General features: G+C 60.5%; 20 protein-coding genes, 1 tRNA gene and 1 riboswitch. Of the genes, 10 read left to right on the top strand and 11 right to left on the bottom strand.

Going from position 1 to position 22,040, the window contains the following annotated elements:
• Positions 1 to 11: 11 nt before the first annotated feature.
• A complete protein-coding gene (locus tag DUT91_RS01555; RefSeq protein ID WP_114438603.1) occupies positions 12 to 308 on the top strand; it encodes an HlyU family transcriptional regulator in 297 nt (98 codons plus the stop codon).
• A 150-nt stretch (positions 309 to 458) separates the two neighbouring features.
• Here the strand turns inward: DUT91_RS01555 and DUT91_RS01550 are convergent, their stop codons facing one another.
• Positions 459 to 2,477 (bottom strand): OmpA family protein, encoded by a 2,019-nt coding sequence (locus DUT91_RS01550; RefSeq protein WP_147272137.1) that lies wholly within the window; start codon positions 2,475 to 2,477, stop codon positions 459 to 461.
• Positions 2,478 to 2,688: 211 nt separating this feature from the next.
• Between DUT91_RS01550 and DUT91_RS01535 the strand changes: the two genes are divergently transcribed.
• Complete coding sequence (locus DUT91_RS01535) at positions 2,689 to 3,132, top strand: YcgN family cysteine cluster protein (protein WP_114438600.1); 444 nt, start codon at positions 2,689 to 2,691, stop codon at positions 3,130 to 3,132.
• 130 nt (positions 3,133 to 3,262) lie between these two features.
• Positions 3,263 to 3,613: an antifreeze protein gene (locus DUT91_RS01530; RefSeq protein ID WP_114438599.1), complete on the top strand. Its 351-nt coding sequence runs from the start codon at positions 3,263 to 3,265 to the stop codon at positions 3,611 to 3,613.
• Positions 3,614 to 3,729: 116 nt separating this feature from the next.
• Here DUT91_RS01530 and DUT91_RS01525 read toward each other — a convergent pair whose 3' ends face one another.
• A complete protein-coding gene (locus tag DUT91_RS01525) occupies positions 3,730 to 4,485 on the bottom strand; it encodes an SIMPL domain-containing protein (RefSeq protein WP_114438598.1) in 756 nt (251 codons plus the stop codon).
• A gap of 117 nt (positions 4,486 to 4,602) precedes the next feature.
• Between DUT91_RS01525 and DUT91_RS01520 the strand changes: the two genes are divergently transcribed.
• Together DUT91_RS01520 and DUT91_RS01515 are read left to right on the top strand one after the other, a co-directional pair.
• A tRNA-Ile gene (locus DUT91_RS01520) sits at positions 4,603 to 4,679 on the top strand.
• A 516-nt stretch (positions 4,680 to 5,195) separates the two neighbouring features.
• Positions 5,196 to 6,263, top strand: coding sequence for a DUF475 domain-containing protein (locus tag DUT91_RS01515; protein ID WP_114438981.1), 1,068 nt, complete (start codon positions 5,196 to 5,198; stop codon positions 6,261 to 6,263).
• A gap of 21 nt (positions 6,264 to 6,284) precedes the next feature.
• Here DUT91_RS01515 and DUT91_RS01510 read toward each other — a convergent pair whose 3' ends face one another.
• The 4 genes from DUT91_RS01510 to DUT91_RS01495 form a co-directional block, all read right to left on the bottom strand.
• Complete coding sequence (locus DUT91_RS01510) at positions 6,285 to 7,658, bottom strand: MATE family efflux transporter (RefSeq protein WP_245419435.1); 1,374 nt, start codon at positions 7,656 to 7,658, stop codon at positions 6,285 to 6,287.
• A gap of 159 nt (positions 7,659 to 7,817) precedes the next feature.
• Entirely contained in the window at positions 7,818 to 8,417 is a 600-nt protein-coding gene (gene pncA, locus DUT91_RS01505; protein ID WP_114438597.1) for a bifunctional nicotinamidase/pyrazinamidase, read from the bottom strand.
• 143 nt (positions 8,418 to 8,560) lie between these two features.
• Complete coding sequence (locus DUT91_RS01500) at positions 8,561 to 9,649, bottom strand: FAD-binding oxidoreductase (RefSeq protein WP_425373738.1); 1,089 nt, start codon at positions 9,647 to 9,649, stop codon at positions 8,561 to 8,563.
• Between the two features lie 23 nt (positions 9,650 to 9,672).
• A complete protein-coding gene (locus DUT91_RS01495) occupies positions 9,673 to 10,917 on the bottom strand; it encodes an aromatic ring-hydroxylating oxygenase subunit alpha (RefSeq protein ID WP_114438595.1) in 1,245 nt (414 codons plus the stop codon).
• Between the two features lie 124 nt (positions 10,918 to 11,041).
• A riboswitch (cobalamin riboswitch) is annotated at positions 11,042 to 11,243 on the bottom strand.
• Between the two features lie 190 nt (positions 11,244 to 11,433).
• Here DUT91_RS01495 and DUT91_RS01490 point away from each other — a divergent pair.
• Together DUT91_RS01490 and mgrA are read left to right on the top strand one after the other, a co-directional pair.
• Positions 11,434 to 12,123, top strand: coding sequence for a D-lyxose/D-mannose family sugar isomerase (locus DUT91_RS01490; RefSeq protein ID WP_114438594.1), 690 nt, complete (start codon positions 11,434 to 11,436; stop codon positions 12,121 to 12,123).
• Between the two features lie 33 nt (positions 12,124 to 12,156).
• Positions 12,157 to 13,206, top strand: coding sequence for an L-glyceraldehyde 3-phosphate reductase (gene mgrA / locus DUT91_RS01485; protein WP_114438593.1), 1,050 nt, complete (start codon positions 12,157 to 12,159; stop codon positions 13,204 to 13,206).
• Positions 13,207 to 13,322: 116 nt separating this feature from the next.
• On the opposite strand, the gene DUT91_RS01480 is transcribed toward mgrA, so the two are convergent.
• The 5 genes from DUT91_RS01480 to DUT91_RS01460 form a co-directional block, all read right to left on the bottom strand.
• On the bottom strand, positions 13,323 to 13,652 hold the full coding sequence (locus tag DUT91_RS01480; protein ID WP_114438592.1) for a lipid-A-disaccharide synthase N-terminal domain-containing protein: 330 nt from the start codon (positions 13,650 to 13,652) through the stop codon (positions 13,323 to 13,325).
• On the bottom strand, positions 13,645 to 14,364 hold the full coding sequence (locus tag DUT91_RS01475) for a glycosyltransferase family 2 protein (RefSeq protein ID WP_114438591.1): 720 nt from the start codon (positions 14,362 to 14,364) through the stop codon (positions 13,645 to 13,647). Before DUT91_RS01475 ends, DUT91_RS01480 begins: the two co-directional genes overlap by 8 nt.
• 124 nt (positions 14,365 to 14,488) lie before the next feature.
• On the bottom strand, positions 14,489 to 16,138 hold the full coding sequence (locus tag DUT91_RS01470) for a thiamine pyrophosphate-binding protein (RefSeq protein WP_114438590.1): 1,650 nt from the start codon (positions 16,136 to 16,138) through the stop codon (positions 14,489 to 14,491).
• Positions 16,135 to 17,310 (bottom strand): CaiB/BaiF CoA transferase family protein, encoded by a 1,176-nt coding sequence (locus tag DUT91_RS01465; protein WP_114438589.1) that lies wholly within the window; start codon positions 17,308 to 17,310, stop codon positions 16,135 to 16,137. The genes DUT91_RS01470 and DUT91_RS01465 overlap by 4 nt, the downstream gene beginning before the upstream one ends.
• Before the next feature lie 66 nt (positions 17,311 to 17,376).
• Complete coding sequence (locus DUT91_RS01460; RefSeq protein ID WP_245419434.1) at positions 17,377 to 18,327, bottom strand: alpha/beta fold hydrolase; 951 nt, start codon at positions 18,325 to 18,327, stop codon at positions 17,377 to 17,379.
• Positions 18,328 to 18,831: 504 nt separating this feature from the next.
• Between DUT91_RS01460 and ettA the strand changes: the two genes are divergently transcribed.
• From ettA to DUT91_RS01445, 3 genes are all read left to right on the top strand, one after another.
• The gene (ettA, locus tag DUT91_RS01455) at positions 18,832 to 20,481 is read left to right on the top strand and encodes an energy-dependent translational throttle protein EttA (protein WP_114438587.1); all 1,650 of its coding nucleotides are present in this window, start codon (positions 18,832 to 18,834) and stop codon (positions 20,479 to 20,481) included.
• A 67-nt stretch (positions 20,482 to 20,548) separates the two neighbouring features.
• A complete protein-coding gene (gene tam, locus DUT91_RS01450; RefSeq protein ID WP_114438586.1) occupies positions 20,549 to 21,316 on the top strand; it encodes a trans-aconitate 2-methyltransferase in 768 nt (255 codons plus the stop codon).
• A 97-nt stretch (positions 21,317 to 21,413) separates the two neighbouring features.
• Positions 21,414 to 22,037 carry an MOSC domain-containing protein gene (locus DUT91_RS01445; RefSeq protein ID WP_114438585.1) on the top strand — a complete coding sequence of 208 codons (624 nt, stop codon included), beginning with the start codon at positions 21,414 to 21,416 and terminating at the stop codon, positions 22,035 to 22,037.
• The last annotated feature ends 3 nt before the right edge of the window (positions 22,038 to 22,040 follow it).

Here is a 22,040-nt window from a genome sequence, read left to right as displayed (position 1 = left end):
GCGAGGTGGGTATGTCCTTTCTGAAGCGCCTTTTCGGCGGTGGTGGCGGTGAAGCCCGTGAGGGAGCGGGGGAAGCTGCTGCGGTCAAGGAAATCGAGCACAATGGCTTCCGCATCCGGGCCACGCCCTACAATGAGGGTGGGCAGTACCAGACCTGCGGCATCATCTCCAAGGAGGTGAACGGCGTGACGAAGGAACATAAGTTCATCCGCGCGGATAAGTTCGCCAGCCTCGACGATGCTGTCAACATATCACTCTCCAAGGGACGCCAGATCGTCGACGAACAAGGCGAACGGATGTTTGACTAGGAATGGCTTTCAGGTGGAAGCCTTCACACAGTGAAATCACGCCGCAGAATTAATCGACTTCCTCGATAGAAAAACAAACCGCCCGGAATTCATTCCCGAGCGGTGCTTCTGCGCCGGCAGATTTCTCCGCCGGCGCTACTGGGGCAGGCGTTATTTGCTCGCCATGGGAGCGATCAGTGGTGTGATGCGACGGATGGCGACGCGGCGGTTTTGCTGTTCCGGCTTCTGGACGTTGATCTTCAGGTAACGCTCGCCATAGCCTTGGGTAGCCATGTTCTCCGGTGGAATTTCGAAGACATTGGTGAGCGCCACGGCCACAGCTTCGGCGCGGCGGTCTGATAGAACCAGATTGGCCCGGTCGGAGCCGACCGCATCTGTGTGGCCTTCTATCAGGAAGGTTTCCGCCGGATTTTTGCTCAGGACCTCCTGCATGGCCTTGGCGACATTTTCCAGGCGGGCCACCTGATCTTCTGCAATATCGGCCGAGCCGAAGGCGAAAGTGACGGTATCGAGATCGATACGGCGGAGCTTGTCGCGGATGCGTGCCGAGCGCTTTACCTCGTCGATCGAATAGGTGCGCTCCACGCGTTCCACAGGCGGCTGGGCGAGGAATTCGTAATAGTCATCCTCCGGTGCATCCGGATCATCGAAGATATATTCGTTTACGGGGATAGCCAGGCGCAGCGGTGGCAGGTCGTCGCCCGGATCGCGCCAGTCGCCCCTCTCTTCGCGGTCGTCATCGGGCGAATAGCTCAATATGACCTCCCTGCCATCGGGCGTGATGCGCGAACGCTGAACGACATCTCCATAGCGATTGCGGATGGTGATGATCTGCGCACCGTTTGGCCGCACGATGGTTTCGCGGGTGCGCCGGCGCGGCAGGTCTTCGTAATAGACCTCACGTGCATCGCGCGACAGGCGGGGCCGGTCCTGGCTCTCGACATAGATGTTGTTGTTGAACTCGACGACCGTGCGATCATCGAACTGCTGAAGGACCTGCGCACCCTCCCGGCGTTCCAGGCGCGGCGTGCGCTCGACACGCCGGCCTTCCTCGGCGCGGACCGGCGCGACGCGGATGGGATTCTCCAGCCGCTGCGCTTCGGCATCGCTTGCCGGCGGCGGGGCAGGGGGCTGGGCGGGTTGGGCCGTATCGTCGGGTACGGCTGGGGCTCCGCCCTGTTCGCCTTCGACCCGCCCTTGTGAACGCTTCGATGGCTCGCCATCCTGCGCCGGTACTTCTGGCGCCGGCGGCGTGGCTTCCTTGGCGCTGTCGAGCGCGGGTGCGGCCTTTTCGGTGTTCGGTGCGGCGTCGCTCGAAGACGGAGCTTCGGGCGTGACGGCTGGCTGTTGCTCGACTTGATCGGAGGGTGGGGGAGCTGCCGGCTGTTTGTCCGCAGGCGTGGGTTGTTCCGGGATGGGTTGCTCCGATGATTCCTTTGACGGCTCCTGCTCCGGGGTGGGAGCGGGGTTTGCGGGGTCTTGAGCGGGAGCACTTTCCGGGTCGGGCGTCGGCGTAGCCGGTTGTTTCTGCTCCTCCTGTTGCCTTACCGCGTCGTCCGCCTGCTGCTTGGCCTTTTCGGCAGCTTTTTCCGCGTCCTTTTCGGCTGCCTTCTGGGCATCCATGGTTTGGCGCTTTGCCTGTTCAGCGGCCTTTTCCTGGGCTTTTTCGGTTTGCCTGATTTCGGCTTCCGTTTCTTTTTTCGCTTCCTCGGCCTGCTTTTCCGCTGCCGCCTCAGCTTCGCGCTGTGCCTCTTCAGTTATGCGCTTGGCCTTTTCGTCCGGTGCCCGCTTCTCGGCTTCCTCGGCCTGCTTCTCAGCTTCCTGGTCCGCCTGACGGCGGGCCTTCTGCTCCACCTTTTCCTGGGTTTCGGCCGCTTCTCCCGCAGCCTCGTCAGCTTTTTGCTTGGCGTCCTGTTCCGCCGCGCGCTGTTGCTTGATCTGCTGATCGGCTTCCTTCTCAGCGGCGCGTTTTGCCTCTTCCGCCGCGCGCGAAGCTTCTTCTTCCTGCTGCTTGCGGAGTTCGTCCACTTGCGGCTCTGCTGCGGGCGGCTCCCCCTCCTGCTGGGCCAGAAGAATATGGCTTTCCAGCATATCCGTTTGAGCACCGGCTGGGCTGGCGATGAACAGGGGCAGCATGGCTGTAGAGGCGAGCAGTAGGGAACGTTTCATCTATTCTCCGGGACCTTGGTGACTTCTGGTCGGTTTTTATTTTCGTGAGACCAAGGCCTGACAAACGAATATGACTGCACTTTGTTCCGGCTCGGGTGCAGGTCACGATGGTGTCTTCCTGCCGTTCAAATCTGGACCGCTGCTGAAACATCCGTTCATCTGCACGCCATCTTGACTGGACGAACCGCGCCCGCCGCTGTATCCCGCCCGCATGACGCGACCATTTTGGCAGACGAAGACGCTGGAGGAACTCAGCCGCAAGGAATGGGAAAGCCTTTGCGACGGCTGCGGCCGGTGCTGCCTGCACAAATTGCAGGACGAGGATACGGACGAGATCTACTGGACGAGCGTCGCCTGCACATTGCTCGATGCGGAGAGCTGCCAATGTTCCGATTATCCCGATCGCAAGAAAAAGGTGCCGGACTGCGTTTTCCTTACGCCGGAGATCGTCCAGGAATCCGACTGGCTGCCCAGGACCTGCGGCTACCGGCTGGTGGCGGAAGGGCAGGACCTCTATTGGTGGCATCCGCTGGTATCAGGCGATCCAAACACGGTGCATGAAGCAGGCATCTCGGTGCGCGGCAAGATCACGGCCTTCGACCATGACATGAAGAGCGACGACGACTTTCTCGCACATATGACTGGAACAGGCTGATATCCGCCTTAAATTTGCACCGATGAATAGCAGATGAACAGCAAGTTGGCAGTGCGTTCAGCTTGTGCCTGCTATCGATGCAACAGAGCCGGCGAACGGGTTGCCGGTCAATCATGATGGAGGAATCCCCATGTCACGTATCTCCCTGAAGCGTCTCGTCCTGCCTGCAGTGATCGGCCTTGCGGCCGCATTTTCGGCCGGCGCACCGGCCAGTGCGGCAGCGATCGCGCCGGCGGTTTCGGTCATGTCCGGTGTCCAGGGCAATGTTGTGCAGGTCGATCACCGGTGGGGTCATCGCCCCGGCTATCGTCCGGGCCCAGCCTGCACTGCCAACCAGGCCGCCCGCAAGGCGATGCGCATGGGCTTCCGCAATCCCCGCGTCGTCGTCCGCCGCAATGTCGTCCGCGTCAATGGCTGGCGGCGTGGCTTCCGCAGCAGCGTGGTCTTCGCGCGCGCTCCGGGATGCCCGACTATTCGCTAAGACGGATTGGATGTAGATGCAAAAAGGGCGCCTCGTGGCGCCCTTTTCTCATAGCGTGGTAAAAACGTCTCGAGAAAAACGGGAGCCGAAACCGGCTCCCGTTTTTCCTCAGATTGTTACTGCTTCAGCTCAAACGTGACGTTCACCGTGACATGATAGGTGTTTTCACCGGCTGCGACCGGCACCGCATCACCTGCAGCCTGCGCCTCGGCCATCATCATCTTGTTGCGGGCGAAGGGCATCGGCTGCGGGCGGAACGACTGCTCGCTGATTTCGATCACGCGGCCGAGACCGACACCGGCGGCATCTGTCAGCGTTCTTGCCTTAGTCAGGGCGTCGGCCATGGCGCGCTTGCGCGCTTCGTTGATGGCGGCGGAGGGATTGTCGTTGGTGAAGCTGAGATTGCCGCCCTGGTTGACGCCAAGCGTCACCGACTGATCGAGAACGGCGCCGACCTTGTCGAGATCGCGGACCCGCACGGTGAGCGAGTTGGTCACGGTATAGCCGGTGATCTTCGGCTCCTTCAGACCGTTCTTGTCGTCGGGATAGACATAGCGCGGCTGGATGTTGACGCCGGAGGTCTGGAGGTCGCGATCCTCGATGCCGGCTTCCTTCATGGCGGCGAGGACCTTGCCCATGGCGTCGTTGTTGGCGGTCATGGCCTCGCGGGCGGTGTCGGCCTCGCGCAGCACGTTGAGCGTGAGGATCGCCATGTCGGGCGCCGCCGTGGTCTCGCCTTCGCCTGTCACCATGATGCGCGGCACGGGCTTTGACATGTCATTCTCCTGGGCCATGGCGGGAAGGGCTGTAGCGCCGATGAGCGCGGCGGCGAAAAGCGCAGATCCGAAAAAAGCCTGAGTTGCCTTGGTCATCAAGAAAGCTCCAATTGAAAAATTGTCCCAACCCTGCATGGGTCGCAAGTGAATATGTGCGTAATAGGGCAAAACGCTTGTTTAAGCGAGACGTTTAGGCTAGGGCAGTGATGCGTGGGGCCTGTAGCTCAATTGGTTAGAGCCGGCGGCTCATAACCGCTTGGTTGGGGGTTCGAGTCCCTCCGGGCCCACCATTCTTTGTAAGTCATACGTTGCACCGAATCTCTATTGGAGAATTGCCCATTCCCAAGAGTACGAGGTTTCGTGCTTCTGTAGTGGCGAGGACAATAACATTAGCCATGACTTTGTTGCGATAACTCCAATAATGCCGAATTTGTTATTGGAAAATAATAGCATCTTTAAAGGAAAAGAGCGAAGGCCAGTAATTTTGGCGACATTTGGTTTTGATATTTAACAGTATTATTTGATTTTACTCTGTAATATTCAAAAAAAGCATCCGGATAGGCCTTTAGTGATCGGCCAAGTTCGGGTCTTTTATATCGAGCAGGGCCGCGCTTTGAGTCGTGAAGCGACGCCGTGGTTGGAATCGACCCTCGTCCCTTGTTCGCACGGGGTTCCGGTTCTAAATAGGTCTTAACGGTTTCGTAGATTGCGCTGCCGTTCGCACCGCCAGGCACGCCGAAGCATCTTAGCCGCTTTAGGTGCCGGTCGCTCGCGTGTGGATCGTCATCTCGTTTCAGCGGGTGGTCATGGCCAATCTTCGTTATTTCACCTGGGCCTTCCTCTTCACGATCGTCGGCCTCGCGCTTGGCGCTTGGCTTGGATATGAGACCACGGGCAATATCGAGGGCGCCGTTTCGGTTTTCATCATCTGCCTCGTGCTAGGCATCCTGGAAATTTCGCTTTCCTTCGACAACGCCATCGTCAATGCGCGCATCCTGCGCGACATGACGCCCAAATGGCAGCATCGCTTTCTGACATGGGGCATCATCATCGCGGTGTTCGGCATGCGGATCATTTTTCCGCTCGCCGTCGTCGCCATCGCGGCGTGGATCGATCCGATCTCGGCAATACGCCTCGCCATCTTTCAGCCGGCCGAATATGCGCGCATCATCGGCGAGGCGCATACCGGGATTGCGGCCTTCGGCGGCACCTTCCTGATGATGGTGGGGATGAAATATTTCTTCAATGTCGAGAAAGATGTGCACTGGATCAAGGTTCTGGAAAGCCGCCTGTCGAAATTTGCTTCCGTGCAGGGGGTGGAAATCGGCATCGTGCTGGTGCTGATCCTGGTTTTCTCCCGGCAGTTGCCGCAGGGCGAGGCCGATACATTCCTGACCGCGGCCATCTACGGGCTCTTGACCTTCCTGGCCGTGGAAGGGCTTGGCGAAGTGCTGGATGCCACGCAAGAGCAGATGAACACCGTTCATAAAGGCGGTCTCGGTGCGTTCATCTATCTCGAAGTGCTCGACGCCAGCTTTTCCTTCGACGGGGTGATCGGCGCGTTCGCGCTTTCGACCAATCTTTTCGTGATCGCCATCGGCCTTGGCATTGGCGCCTTCTATGTCCGCTCGATGACCATCATGCTGGTCGAGAAACAGACGCTCGGCCGGTATCGTTATCTCGAGCACGGCGCGTTCTACGCCATCCTCGTCCTCGCCGTAATCATGTATGTCCAGACATTGATGCACATTCCCGAAGTCATCACCGGGCTGATCGGCGCGGCGCTGATCCTGCTCTCGCTCATCTCGTCCATGCGCTACAACAGGGCCAATCCGGGATGGCAGGAGGCGGAGGAGGACGCGCGCGAGCGGTAGGGAACCCGCGCGCGGCTGCGGCTAAGCCAGTTCCGCCGGGACCCATCTGGCGCGGGTGAGCCAGCGCCAGAGAAGGAGGGCGGCTACCACGGCGAGGCCGATGAACAGGCCCGTCCATATGCCCGCACCCTCCCATCCCATCCAGAACGCCAGATAGACGCCGAGCGGCATACCGACGCCCCAATAGCCGATCGCGGCGTAGATCATCGGCATCGTCGTGTCGTGAAGGCCGCGCAACATCCCGCTGCCGACGGCCTGGGCTCCATCGGCGATCTGGAAGAGTGCGGCGAAGATCAGGAAGGTGACGGCGTGCGCGACCACTTCGGCATTCTGCACCGCGTGGATGTCGATGAAGGCGCTGATGAGAAAATGCGGCGCCAGCACCATCACAAGCCCAGTCAGCGTCATGAAACCGACGCCGAGCGCATAGGCTGTCCATCCGGCCCGGCGTACGCCTTCACCGTCGCCAGCGCCGAAGAAACGTCCAACGCGGACGGTCACCGCCTGGCCAAAGCCGAGCGGCACCATGAAGGCCAGGGAACAGATCTGGATGGCGATGGCGTGCGCCGCGAGCGAGGATGCGCCGATGAGGCCCATCAGCAGGGCCGCGCCATTGAAAAGCGATACCTCGAAGACGATGATGGCGGCAATCGGCAGCCCCAGTTGCAGGATCTGGAGGAAGCGCGGCCAGTCGGCCCGCCAGAACCGGCCGAAAAGCCTGTAACGGCGGAACTGCTTTTCCCTGAGAACGACGATTATCAGCCCCAGGAACATCACGCTGCTCGAAAGCGTAGTGGCCAGTCCTGAGCCGGCGACGCCAAGTGCTGGAAAACCGAGCTTGCCGAACATCAGGCACCAGTTGGCCAGCGCGTTGAACGGCACGGCGAAGAGGACCACCACCATGGCCCAGCCCGGCCGCTCGAACGCCGAGATGAACGAGCGCAGCACGATATAGCCGTAGAAGGGCAGGAGACTCCATTGCAGCGTATGGACGTAATGCCCGGCCACGCGTGCAAGATCCGGCTTCTGCCCCATCAGGAGCAGGATCGCTTCAGCCTGCCAAAGCATGAGCCAGAGAGGCACCGAAATGAACAGCGCTACCCACAGGCCCTGGCGGACGGTGCGCCTCACCTCGCGCACGGAATGGCGGTTTGCCCCGAGCTGCCGGGCCAGCATGGGAGAGGTGGCGAGTGTCAGCCCCATGCCGAAGAACATCGGGGTGTAATAGAGGTTGGAGCCAAGGGCGCCCGCGGCAAGCGCATCCGGGCTGATCCAGCCCATCATCATGACGTCGGTTGCGGTCATCGCCGTCTGGGCGACGTTGGTCAGGATCATCGGCCAGGCAAGCGCCAGCATGGCGCGTGCTTCATGCCAGAAAGAATCGATACTGCGCATTTGCGCTTCTATGGTGGTGGTCATTGCAATGAACCGGAAAAGACCCGTGGAGAACGGGGGAAATCATGGTGCCAACGACGACAGTGTTCTCGCAAAGAGCGGTTTGCTCCGAGGAGGCGGAAACCGTCGTGCGCTGGCGGCTTGGAGGCTGGAATGCGCTCAGGCGAGCGTGACGCCTGCTCCGCGCATCCGGCCGATCATCTCAGCCATCGACCCGGCAAGGTCGATGCCTCGACATGCCTCCAGACGCACGGTGACGGCAAAGCCTTGTTCGACCGCGTCAAGGGCGGAATAGGCGACGCAGAAATCGGTCGCCAGCCCGGCAATCGTCAATCGTCGGATGCCGCGCTCGCGTAGATAGCCGCCGAGCCCCGTTGGGGTGGTGTGATCGTTCTCGAAAAACGCCGAATAGCTGTCGATCGCCGTGCGGAAGCCCTTGCGCACCACCAGTTCCGCCTTGGTCCACTCCAGTTGCGGGTGGAAATCGGCGCCAGGGTTTCCCTGGATGCAATGGTCGGGCCAGAGCTTCTGCTCGCCATAGGGCATGGTCACCGTTTCAAACGGGCTCTTGCCGGGATGGCTGGAGGCGAAGCTGGAATGGCCGGCCGGGTGCCAGTCCTGCGTCAGAACGACGTGATCGGACGTTTGGATGAGGCGGTTGATGCCGGGCACGATCTCGTCGCCGCCGTCCACGGCCAGCGCGCCACCGGGGCAGAAATCATTCTGCATATCGATCACAATCAATGCTTCTTCCGCCATGCGAACCTCCTGCCACGCGTTTCCGGAGCGATTCCGATCCCTGGAATCGCCTAACCACCCTCATTCTGATCTTTTCTTATTTTTTCCCGGCGAAGAGGTGCGTCAGAAATGCCGTTTCGTCAACTGACAGAATGCTATTTGGGTCAGGCGTCGATCTCTATCTGGCCGATGGGGCGGGTGCAGCAGGCGAGGATATAGCCTTCCTCGATCTCGTCATCGCGGATGCCGCCATTGTGGCTCATCATCGTCTCGCCGCTGCTGCACAGCACCTTGCAGGTCCCGCAGACGCCAAACTCGCAGGCGCTCGGGATCTTCAGCCCGGCATTGCGCGCTGCGAGAAGAACGGTGTCATCAGCGGCGCATTCCACCTCGACGCCGGACAGGGTGAACCGCACGGTCGCGGCTTGCGACGCCGCGTCAGGACTGCCGGTCGCGGGCGAGGGAGGCGTCACCACGGTTTCGGCCGCCGGCTGGAAGCTCTCCTGATGATAGCGCGCCATGTCGAAGCCCATGGCCTGCAGCGCCTCACGCACTGCACGCATGAAGGGCTCGGGGCCGCAGCAGAAGACGGTGCGGTCGATGAAATCGGGTGCGAGCAGTTCTAGCCTGGAACGGTCGATCCTGCCGTGCAGGCCGCTCCAGGCATGACGCGGAGCGGATTGCTTGACGATAAAGGCGAGTTTCAGCGCCTCCACGCGGGTGGCCAGGAGGCGCAGTTCATCGTGAAAGATGATCTCGTCAGGGGTGCGGGCACAGTTGATGAAAACGATGTCGGACGCGGGCGAGCAATCGTGCAGCCAGCGGGTCATCGACATCATGGGTGTGATGCCGGAGCCTGCGGAGATGAAGAGATATTTCTCGCCCGGATGGTTGTGAAGCGAGAAATCACCGGTGGGCCCATAGGCCCTGATCTGCATTCCCGGACGCAAATGATCGAGCATCCAGCGCGTGCCGATCGAATCCTTCTGCGCCTTGACCGTCACGGCCAGCGAATAGGGCCGCGAGGGGGTCGAGGAAAGCGTATAGGTGCGCATCACGGGCTCCGGCGAGACCGGCAGTTCGAGGGTCACGAACTGGCCGGGCGCGTAGCGGAACCAGTTGTGATCCGGCGTGCGGAAGGAAAAGGTCATGACGTCGGGCGCCTCCTCGACAGCAGAGATGCATTCCAGCATCTGCAGCTTGTCGTTCCAGGGAAGCATCTCGTCGAGGTGCTTTAATGGATGGGACAGCATGACGGTCATGACCTGTTTTTCCCTTATGCAACCCGGTTGAGCGGCGCGGCCTTGCCCTCAAGGCGAGGGGTGATGAAATTCGCGTACCATTCGACGAACTGCATGACGCCGCCCTCTTGTCCGACCGAATAGGGGCCGGGCTGATAGGCAGGGGATTTGATCCCGATGGCGTTCTCCTCGACCACGCGGCGGTCCTGGTCATTGGTCTCGGTCCAGACATGGGTCAATTCGTGGAGATCGTAATCGACGCCCTCGACCGCATCCTTGTTGACAAGCCATTTGGTGGTGACCTGCGTTTCATTCTCGCTGATCGGCAACACGCGGAAGGAGATCGCGTGGTCGCCCAGGACGTGGTTCCAACTCGATGGGTAGTGAAACAGCAGCATCGTGCCGATATGACTTTCGGTCACATCCGGGCTTAGCGGCTTCTTCACCGCCCGCTTTCCCGAAAGCGTATAGCTTTCGGCATCGCGCAGCAGCGGCACGCGGGTGATGCGGTACTGGCCGTCCTCGGACATGTTGAAGGTAGAAGGCAGGCCGGCTGCCTCGCATTTCCGCCAGAGCGCGGTGATCTCGGGATCGTCCATCAGCCCCTGCACGCCGGTCGCCGTGGGCGCTTCGGGAAAGGTGCGGCAGAGTTCGGGATGATTGGCGGCGCAATGGTAGCATTCGCGGTTGTTTTCCCAGACGAGCTTCCAGTTGCCCTTCTCGATGATGGTGCTTTCATAGGCGACCTTGGTTTCGCCCAGGCGATGCGGCGCGAGATAAGGCTCGATCGCGGCGCGCGTCGCGGAGAAGTCCGGCGCGTGATCGGCGACACAGACGAAGATATAGCCGGCAACGCTCTCGCAATGGACCGGTTTCAGGCCATATTCGGCCGGCTTGAAATCCGGGCCGACCTGACGGGCGAAAAGCAGGCGGCCGTCGAGTTCGTAGCTCCATTGGTGATAGGGGCAGACGAGCTTCGCCGCCGTTCCCTTTTCCGCAGAGCAGATGCGCGAGCCGCGGTGGCGGCAGGAATTGTGGAAGGCGCGGATCTGGCCTTGCGCGTCGCGCACCACCACCACCGGATAGGCTCCGATCTGGAGCGTCAGGTAGCTGCCGGTCTTCGGCAATTCGCAATCATGGCCGACGAAGAGCCATTCGCGATAGAAAATGTGCTCCAGATCCAGCTTGAAATAGTCTGGGTCGGTGTAGAACTTCTGCTCTAGGCTGAAATTGGCATTGCGCCCCTTCAGATGTTTGAGCATTTCATTGCGAACGTCCATGCCTTTGCCTCGCATAGCGAATGTTTAGTCGAACGGCGAGGGAGAAGAGGCCAGCGACGGCGCACGGCCCCGGGCTGAGGACGTGGCGTACACGGGACTCCGCTTGACCGCCCGCCGCGATCAGTCGAATCTTGTCCTTCAGGCTGGTTTCCGGGCTTCGGAGCGATCCTTGCGGATGATTGCGGCACCTTCCCAGGCTGATTTTGCCCAGTGGTCTTATTGCCGTTTTCCGACTCCGATACCGTTGCGGGGGCAGCATCGGTTTCCCACCGATTTCCCAATTATCGCCCTCCCTAGAGAGCAGCACCTGAATGCCATGATCTAATCATTGGATGGGTATGGAAGCTCATGCAGAAACGACATCGGCTTCACGTAAAGACGACACCGCTGACGAATGCCGGGATGTGGCGGCTGGCACAGGTTCGGGATTGTCAATTTTAGGATTGTCAGGGGGCTGCGAAGGGGGCTACCAAGCGTCACCCGGCGTTATAGCCCCGCATGGAGGAATTGAGACCTATGAAACGCTCCGAAATCAACGAAATCATTCGCGAAAGCGACGCTTTTATTCGCTCCTTCGGGTATGTCATGCCGCCTTTCGCCTATTGGTCGCCGGAAGAGATGAAGACCCACACATCAAGCGATGCGGCGGCGATCCTCGATGCGCGGCTCGGCTGGGACATCACCGATTACGGCCAGGGCAAGTTCGCCGATCTCGGCCTCTTCCTGTTCACGACGCGCAACGGCAATGCCGAGGACCTGAAGAAGGGCACCGGCATGCTCTATGCTGAAAAGATCATGATCTCGCGCAAAGACCAGCTTTCGCCGATGCACCGCCATATCGTCAAGGCGGAGGACATCATCAATCGCGGCGGCGCAACCCTGACGCTGGAACTCTTCAATTCATTAGCCGATGGCAGCGTTGACGAGGAAACGGACGTCACGGTCGCCTGCGACGGACGCCTCGTCACGCTAAAGGCGGGCGGACTCCTGAAGCTCAAGCCGGGCGAGAGCGTAACGCTTCTGCCGGGCAACTGGCATGCGTTCTGGGGCGAAGGCGGCGATGTGCTCATCGGCGAGGTATCGACGGTCAATGACGATCTCACTGACAATATCTTCCGCGAAAAGATCGGCCGCTTCTCGACCATCGAGGAAGATGTGAAGCCAGTTCACCTGCTGGTGTCCGATTACGACAAATGGCTTGCCTGATATTCATCCTGAGGAAACGCGAAAGGAACTGAGATGGGATGGGAACCGCGTGCCGATCGGTATGACACGATGAAATATAACCGCTGCGGACGCAGCGGCCTGCATCTGCCGGCGATTTCGCTCGGACTTTGGCACAATTTCGGCGACGACACGCCCCACGCGCTGAAGCAGACGCTCTGCCGTACGGCTTTTGACTTCGGCATCAACCATTTCGATCTCGCCAACAATTACGGTCCACCTCCCGGCTCTGCGGAGACCGCCTTCGGCCGCATCCTGCGCGAGGATTTCCGCGCACATCGCGACGAGCTGATCATCTCGTCGAAGGCCGGCTATCTCATGTGGCCGGGCCCTTATGGCGAGTGGGGCAGCCGCAAATATCTGATCGCCAGCTGCGACCAGAGCCTGAAGCGGCTCGGCCTCGACTATGTCGATATCTTCTATTCGCACCGTTTCGACCCCAAGACACCGCTTGAGGAAACATGCGGCGCGCTGGATCATATCGTGCGCTCGGGCAGGGCGCTCTATGTCGGCATCTCGTCCTATAACTCAAAGCGCACGCGCGAAGCCGCTGCGATCCTGAAGGCGCTCGGCACGCCCTGCGTGATCCACCAGCCTAGCTATTCCATGATCAACCGCTGGGTTGAGGAGGATGGCCTGATCGATACGCTTGACGATCTCGGCATCGGCTCGATCGTTTTCTCGCCGCTGGCTCAGGGCATGCTGACGACGAAATATCTGAAAGGCATACCCGAGGAGAGCCGGGCGGCGCAGGGCAAATCGCTCCGTCCTGATTTCATCAACGAGGCCACCATCGCGCGCATTCGCGGGCTCAACGAAATCGCCGCAAGGCGCGGGCAGACGCTGGCGCAGTTGGCGCTCGCCTGGGTTTTGCGTGGCGGCCGTGTCACTTCCGCCCTCATCGGCGCTAGCCGTCCCGAACAGATCGTGGATTGCGTGAAGGCGCTGGAAAACGGTGATTTCAGCGAGGAGGAACTGCGCGAGATGGACGCTCACGCCCAAGATGCAGACATCAATCTTTGGGCTGCTTCAGCGGAGCGGAAGGGGCCAGAGCGCAAGCACTGAGCATTGCATCAGCCTGCCAGCGGGGCCGGTGGCGGGCTGATCTCATTTCTTCAAAACGCGGTCCAAGGGGTTGATCCCGAATCGGTAAGCGATTCCGACTGGGCGTGACTTTGCCCTCAATCGACTTTCGTCACAGCCTTCTTCTCATTAGCGATCAGCCAGAGATTGCGGATGTAGATAAAGAGGCCCATGCCCTGGCCGGCGATGAAGACCGGGTCCTGTCGCTGGATGGCGTAGACGAGAAGCAGCGTGCCGCCGAACAGCGAGAAGAACCAGAAGGCGACGGGCACAACGCTTCGCTTGGCCTTTTCGGATGCTACCCACTGCACCACGAAACGCATGCTGAAGCAGGCCTGCGCGACGAAACCCAGAATCACCCAGGCGTCCAGTTGCTTGATGAAGACATCGTGGAGCCACTCAGCGAGATGGGCGAACATTTCAGCCATGGGTAATCTCCGTTACGCCGGGCACGATTTTGCGGCGGCGGCGCAGCCACCAGACGCCATACAGATCGAGAATGCCGCGCGCTCCACGATCCAGAATGCCATAGTTGGATTTTCCGTGGCGCCGCTCCCGGTCGATCACATCGACATGGACGACGCCAAATCCCTCGCGGATCACCAGCGCGGGCAGATAGCGGTGCCAACCGTCGAAGAACGGCAATTGCCGGAAAAGTTCGGTATGGACCGCCTTCAAGCCGCAGCCGGAATCGCGCGTATCGTCCTTGAGAAGCGCGCTGCGCAGTTTGTTGGCTGCGCGGGAGGAAAGTTGCTTCAGTTTCGTGTCGGTGCGCTTCAACCGTTGGCCGGCCGCTATGCCCGTCGAAGGACCCGCGGCAATAAGTGCATCGCTAAGTTTCGGCAGATAGGCGGGGTTGTTCTGGCCGTCGCCGTCTATCGTGGCAATGATCTTGCCCTTTGCTGCGAAGACGCCGGAGCGCACGGCGGCGCTCTGTCCGGCGGAGCGGTCATGGCGGATATGGCGCAGCGGCAGGCCTGCCTTTATCCGCTTTGCCAGAACCTCGCCGGTCGCGTCGGTGGAGCCATCGTCAACGACGATGATCTCATAGGCGCGGCCTGCCATGGCAGCGTCAACTTCATCGAGCAGAAATGCGAGATTATCGGCTTCGTTCCGGCAGGGAATGACCACCGAGATCATCGTATCGGGCACTATCCAAATCCTTCGGAATCTTAACGCACCCCGGGCGGGTGCGAGATTGCGCGGCTGAATAGCACCGAAAACGTGACATTGCCACGAAGAACTTGTGATACCTTTCCGTGCTTCAGCGTTTTTCCCTGATGTCGGTGAGCGTCCGCGCCGGGGTGATGGCTTCCGGATCGAGGTGGATCTCGATGATCGACGGCTTGCCGCTCTCAACTGCCCGTTCAAAGGCGGGGGCGAAATCGTCCGTCGTTTCAACCGTTTCGCCATGGCCGCCATAGGCCCTGGCGAGTGCCGCGAAATCGGGATTGGTGAGTTGGGTGCCGGAAACGCGGCCGGGATATTCGCGCTCCTGGTGCATCCGGATCGTGCCGTACATGCCGTTGTTGATGACCAGCACGATGATGGGAAGATCGTACTGGACCGCCGTGGCGAAATCCTGCCCGTTCATCAGGAAACAACCGTCTCCAGCAAAGCATATAACGGTACGGTCGGGATGGAGCTGCTTGGCGGCGACGGCAGCGGGGAGGCCGTAGCCCATCGAGCCGGAGGTCGGGGCGGCCTGCGTACCAAACCGGCGGAAGCGGTGGAAACGATGCAGCCATGTGGCGTAATTGCCGGCGCCATTGGTCATGATCGCATCTTCGGGCAGGTTGGCCTCAAGCCAGGCCATGATCGGTCCCATGGCCACCGCTCCCGGCCCGCTCTCGGGGGGCGTCGACCATTTGAGATATGCGGCATGGGCGGCGGCGGCTTCGCCCGACCAGGGCAGCGGCCCGATCGGCGTCAGTTCATCGATTGCTTCCGCAAAGGCATCTGGCGCCGCATTGATGGCAAGCGTCGGGCGATAGACGCGGCCGAGTTCCTGCGGGTCGGGGTGTATATGCACCAGCATCTGGTCAGGATAGGGGCTCTGCATCAGCGTATAGCCGGAGGAGGGCATTTCACCGAAACGTCCGCCGATCAGCAGCAGAAGATCGGCTGATTTTACCCGCTCTGCCAGGACCGGATTGATGCCGATGCCGACATCGCCGGAATAGTTGGCGTGGAGATGGTCGAACAACATCTGGCGGCGGAAGGAGCAACCCACGGGAAGTTCCCATCTCTCGGCAAAGCGAGTGATGCGGCTGACTGCTTCGGCATCCCAGCGAGAGCCACCGAGGATCATGAAGGGCTTCTTGGCGGTTTCGAGAAGCTCGTGGAGCTTTTTTATCATAGCCGGGGAGGGCGCTGTCTCCACCGGCTGCGAGGCCTGCGGCGCAGGTGCCTCCGCCCTCTCGACGAGTATATCCTCCGGCAAAGCGAGCACGACCGGTCCGGGCCTGCCCGATGTCGCCACCGCGAAGGCTCGGGTGACGAATTCCGGAATACGAGCAGGATCGTCTATCTCCGCCACCCATTTCGCCATGTCCGCGAAATGGCGGCGGTATTCCACTTCCTGGAATGCCTCGCGCTCGCGCGCATCGCGTTGCACCTGGCCGATGAAGAGGATCATCGGCGTGGAATCCTGCATGGCGATATGGATACCGGGGGAGGCGTTGGTGGCGCCGGGGCCGCGGGTGACGAAGCAGATGCCGGGCCTGCCTGTGAGCTTGCCCCATGTTTCCGCCATCATCGCCGCGCCGCCTTCGGCACGGCAGATCGTGATGCCGATATCGCTATCCACCAGCGCGTCGAGCACGGCGAGATAGCTCTCACCGGGCACGCAGAACAGGCGCTTGACGCCATTGGCGGCAAGCGCATCGACGATCAGTTGGGCACCCGTCTTCATGGCTTCTTCCCCTTTGTCAGTTCCCCCAATACTTCTTCCGTGTGCTCGCCCAGGCGCGGCGAGGGCCTGTCATAGACGAGCGGGCTGGCCGACATGAGGATGGGCGTGCGCACGGAGGGGATGCTATTGCCGTGGCCGTCGGCGAGATCGAGGCGCAGGCCGCGCGCGACGATCTGCGGATCGTCGAACATTTCGCCGATGCGGTTGATCGGCCCGGCGGGAACGCTGCTTTCGATGCAGGCATAGAGCAGGTCGGCGCGGGTGCGCTTCGACGTCTCCGCGCTGATCGTGGCGGTCAACGCCGCGCGGTTGTCGAGCCGGGCGCGATTGGTAGCGAAGCTGGGATCGCCCGGCAGGGTGTCGAGGCCGAGAATGGCGCAGAGGCGGGCGAACTGGCCGTCATTGCCGACGGCGAGGATCAAATGCCCGTCGGAGGTGGGCACGACCTCGTAGGGCGCGATGTTGGGGTGGGCGTTGCCCATGCGGTTCGGGCTCTTGCCGCTCACGAGATAGTTCATTGCCTGATTGGCCATGACGGCGGATTGCACGTCGAAGAGCGCCATGTCGATCCACTGGCCTTCGCCGGTTCGGCCCACATGGATAAGGGCAGCCTCAATGGCCGTCGCGGCGTAGAGGCCGGTGAAGATATCGGCGACGGCAAGACCGACCTTCTGTGGCTCGCGGTCCGGCTCGCCGGTCACCGACATCAGCCCCGACATGCCCTGGATGATGAAATCATATCCCGCCTGCTTGGCATAAGGGCCAGTCTGGCCAAATCCGGTGATGGAGCAATAGACGAGGCGCGGATTGAGCGCTTTCAAGCTTTCATAGTCGAGCCCGTATTTCTTCAAGCCGCCGACCTTGAAGTTCTCGATGACCACATCGGCGGTGCGGCAGAGGGCGCGGACGGTTTCCCGGCCCTCTTCGGTGGTGAAGTCGGCGGTGATCGAACGCTTGCCGCGATTGCACGCATGGAAATAAGCGGCGGAGAGATTTTCGCCATCGGCGGCGGTGACGAAGGGCGGGCCCCAGCCACGCGTCTCGTCGCCATTGGGACTCTCGACCTTGATCACGTCGGCCCCGAGATCGGCCAGAATCTGACCGGCCCATGGACCCGCCAGCACGCGCGCGAGTTCTATCACCCGGATACCGGAAAGCGGCGCATCAGACATGGTGGTCTTGTCTTTTGCGGGTTTGGTCCGGCACTTTTTTCAAAGGAATCTCCCCTTACAGGCAATTTATCGCGGATATCGCGGTGATTGTTCGACGATTTTGTTCAGCCACGCGATGAAATCGTCGGTAATGGCATCGCGGTTGATCTCGTTCAGGCTTTCATGCCGGGTTTCGGGATAGATGCGTTCAGTCACATTCCTGAAGCCCATGGCTTGCATGCGTTGCACCAGAGCAGCAACGGCCTTGCCATTGTCGGTTGCCGGATCCTTTTCGCCGCCGACCAGATGAAGTGGCATGTCACGCCGGACTTTGGCGAAATTCCCGTCACGGGCTCCGTAAAAGACGAAATCGAAGACATCGAGCCACATGCCGACCGAGGCGTCCCAGCCGCAATGGGAATCGGCGATGTAGGCATCCACCTCGGTCGGGTCCCGGGAAAGCCAGTCGAAATCCGTGCGGCGGTTTGGGATGCCGCGTCCCCATGCGCGGAAGGTGAGCTTCGGCAGAATATGGCTAGGCACATCGGAGCCGAGCAGCATCCGCTCCGCCTTCAGGATGAGTTGCGCGAGCCGACCGGCAGCGCCGGCCGAGAAATTGGCGTTCCAGATCGCCGCTGCATCGACCGTCTCTGGATGGCGCAGTATATGGGAAAGTGTGATCAGCCCGCCCATGGAATGGCCGAAGATTACTATTGGCAGGTCCGAATGCACCCTATGGATATGGGTATTGACGGCGGCGACGTCGGCCAGAACCTTTGCCGCTCCGCCACGCACCGAGAACATGCCTCGCGGCGCATCCGGCGCCGTGGTTTCGCCATGGCCGCGATGGTCGTGCGCGTAGACATGAAAGCCCGCTGCGGCGAGGCGCTTGGCGAAACCGATATAGCGGGCGGAATGTTCGGCCAGCCCGTGATTGATCTGAATGGCGGCGCGTGGTTTGCCACGGGCCACCGCATGGCGCAGGGAGATTGCAGCGCCGGTAGGCGAGGTGAAATGTTCCGCTGTCTGGAAAGGCAATCCGTTCTCCCCGTGCGCCAGATATGAATAATCTTGACTGTGTGGCGATCCAATAGTCAATTGCTGTTCTGTCATGACTTTGTCATATGCAGCACTGGCTTAACTTGCCTAAAATTTAGTCGTGCAATTTATTTTGGCAAAGCCACTTGATAATTTTTAGAAGCTGCGCAAAAGTGCTTTTCGGAATTGGTTGAAAGACAATCTTCCAGGGCTGGCGGGCTTATAGGGTGTTCTTTTCAACGACGACATAACCTGACTTGTCAGGGGCGGCTGAACGGGTTTCTCGACCCTTTTGGAAAAGCCGTCTTCAGCGTTTTGCATGCCGCCCATGGAAGAGAGGTGCTTCCGCAAGCGGAACCAGAGGGGAAACCGGGTGACGGAAATATCCGCGCCCGGTTTCGCACTTTTTGGGTCAAGCACTTCTCCATCATTGCCCCCGCGTCCCAATTCGCCTACATACGGCGCAATTAAAATTTCCCCCAAGCAGCGGAGACGATGCGCGCAATGGCACGCCAGTTCATCTATCATATGGCCGACCTCAACAAGGTCTACGGCACCAAGAAAATCCTCGAAAACCTGCATCTATCGTTTTATCCCGATGCCAAGATCGGCATTCTCGGCCCGAATGGCGCCGGCAAGTCGACCGTGCTGCGCATCATGGCCGGTCTCGACAAGGACTATACCGGTGAAGCCTGGCTCGCCGAGGGCGCAACCTGCGGATATCTGGCGCAGGAGCCGGAGCTCGATGCTACCAAGAACGTCATGGGCAATGTCATGGAGGGCGTCGCCAAGAAGACGGCGATCGTCGATCGCTATAACGAACTGATGATGAACTATTCCGACGAGACGGCGGACGAGGGCGCAAGGCTGCAGGACATCATCGACAGCCAGAATTTGTGGGATCTGGAAAGCCAGGTCGAGATGGCGATGGAAGCGCTTCGCTGCCCGCCGGCCGATGCCGATGTGAGCACGCTCTCCGGCGGCGAAAGGCGCCGCGTGGCGCTGTGCAAGCTGCTCCTGTCGCAGCCCGATCTGCTTCTCCTCGATGAGCCGACCAACCATCTTGATGCCGAGACGACCGGGTGGCTCGAAAACCATCTGCGCCAATATCCGGGCGCTGTGATGATCATTACCCATGATCGCTACTTCCTGGACAATGTAACCGGCTGGATCCTCGAGCTCGATCGCGGTCGCGGCATTCCTTACGAGGGCAATTACTCCGCCTATCTCGAAGCCAAAGCCAAGCGCATGAAGCAGGAGGGCCGCGAGGAAGACTCCCGCCAGAAGGCGCTGGAGCGCGAACGCGAGTGGATGGCGAAGAGCCCCAAGGCGCGGCAGGCAAAATCCAAGGCGCGCATCAAGGCCTATGACGAACTGGTCGAGGCGGCCGATAACCGCCGCCCGGGCGAGGCGCAGATCATCATCCCGGTCGGCGAACGGCTGGGCCAGGTGGTGATCGAGGCTGAGGGGCTGACCAAGGCTTTCGGCGACCGGATGCTGATCGAAAACCTCGACTTCAAGCTGCCTCCTGGCGGCATCGTCGGCGTCATAGGGCCCAACGGCGCGGGTAAATCCACGCTCTTCAAGATGATCACCGGCCAGGAAAAGCCGGATTCTGGCTCGATCCGCATCGGCGATACGGTGCATCTGGGGTATGTCGACCAGAGCCGCGACCATCTTGCCGCCGACAAGAATGTCTGGGAGGAAATTTCGGGCGGTAACGACATCATCAAGCTTGGCAAGCACGAGATGAATTCGCGGGCTTATTGCGGTGCGTTCAATTTCAAGGGCGGCGACCAGCAACAGAAAGTTGGCAATCTCTCGGGCGGCCAGCGCAACCGCGTGCATCTGGCCAAGATGCTGAAAGCGGGCGGCAACGTCATCCTGCTCGATGAGCCGACCAACGATCTCGACACCGAAACGCTTGCGGCGCTCGAAGACGCGCTGGAAAATTTCGCCGGTTGCGCCGTTATCATCAGCCATGATCGCATGTTCCTCGATCGGCTGGCGACGCACATCCTCGCCTTCGAGGGCGACAGCCATGTCGAATGGTTCGAGGGCAATTTCCAGGAATACGAGGCCGATAAAATCCGCCGCCTCGGCGCTGAAAGCGTCAATCCGAAACGGGTGTCGTACAAGCGGCTGACGCGGTAGAACAAGAAGTAAGGCCGGCCTGTTACGCCGGCCTTTTCTTTTTTGCAGGTGTGAAGGAGGCTTCGTGATGAAAGATTGGTCCGCCGCCCAATATCTGAAATTCGAGGACGAACGCAGCCGGCCGGCACGGGATCTTCTGGCGCAGGTGCCAATAGAGGTCCCGCAAAAAATCGTCGATATTGGCTGCGGGCCGGGCAATTCGACCGAACTTTTGGCGGCGCGCTGGCCGGAGGCGGAAATCCTCGGCTTCGATAGCTCACCCGACATGATCGAAAAGGCGAAGGCGCGCCTGCCCAAGCTTCGCTTTGAGCTTGCCGATGTGGCGGCGTGGACGCCGGATGGAGGTGTCGATCTCCTGTTCTCCAACGCCGTCTTCCAATGGCTGCCCGATCATATTGCGCATCTGGCGCGACTTTTCGGGGCGTTGAAGCCGGGCGCGGTGCTGGCCGTGCAGATGCCCGACAATCTCACAGAGCCGACACACCGGCTGATGACGGAAGTTGCGCGCGATGCCCGCTGGGCAGAGCGGATCGGGGCCAAGGCGCGTGAGCCGCTGCCGCCCGTTTCCGCTTATTATGACGCGCTGTCGGCAGACGCCGCACGCATCGACATATGGCATACGATCTACAATCATCCGCTGGCGGGCGCGGAGGCGATCGTCGAATGGGTGAAGGGGACGGGACTCAGACCGTTCCTCGACGCCTTGAATGAGAGCGAGCAGGCCGATTATCTTGCCGTCTATACGGCGCGCATTGCCGAGCATTATCCGCTGGCGCGCGACGGCAAGGCGCTTCTGCGTTTCCCGCGTCTCTTTCTCGTGGCGCAGAAGGGCTGAAATCATCAAAATTTATCCTGAACCCATCAGCGCCGCGCGATAGCTCGCGTCTGCTGGTTGGGTTATATCCTTCTTGCCGAAGCAGGGGGGCAATGCCATGACCGATCTCCTATCGTCGCTTGAAAACACGACCGTTCCCGAGATCGCGCCGAGCCGCCGGATATCGGGCAGGGTCGCCGGTCTTTTCGAGGCATTGCAAGGCCATTTCGGCACGCAGGCAGCCGACGTCCTGGAATTGTCGTTCGAGGGCATTCGCGGCGATTACCATGCGGGGTTGACGCGCAAATCAGGCGGCCGTGAGCCGTGGTATCCGCGTGGCACGGAGATGCGCAACGAGCGACAGCTTTCGCTCGTGGCTCCAGACGAACTCGCTGTCATCGCAGGCGGCCTCGGGATTGACGAGGTCAAGGCGGAGTGGATCGGCGCGAACATGACGGTTGAGGGTATCCCGTTCCTCTCCATGCTGCCGCCGCGCACGCTGCTGTTCTTCGAGGGCGGCGTGACGCTGAAGGTCGATGGCCAGAACGCGCCGTGCAAGTTTGCCGGAAAAGCGTTGGCCGAGAATACCGGCGCTGCCGATGAGACGGCGATGTCGCTGGAATTCGTCAGGGTAGCGAAGCGGCTTCGAGGGCTGGTGGCCTGGGTGGAGAAGCCGGGTGTCGTGAAGACGGACGAGAAGATGGAAGTCCGCATACCGGAGCAATGGTATTATCCGGGTTGAGAT

Origin of the sequence: Paramesorhizobium salinisoli (assembly GCF_003335045.1) — a bacterium.
Lineage (GTDB): Bacteria > Pseudomonadota > Alphaproteobacteria > Rhizobiales > Rhizobiaceae > Paramesorhizobium > Paramesorhizobium salinisoli.
Note: the sequence above shows the minus strand (reverse complement) of the source record. Positions and strands in the feature narration are given on the sequence as shown.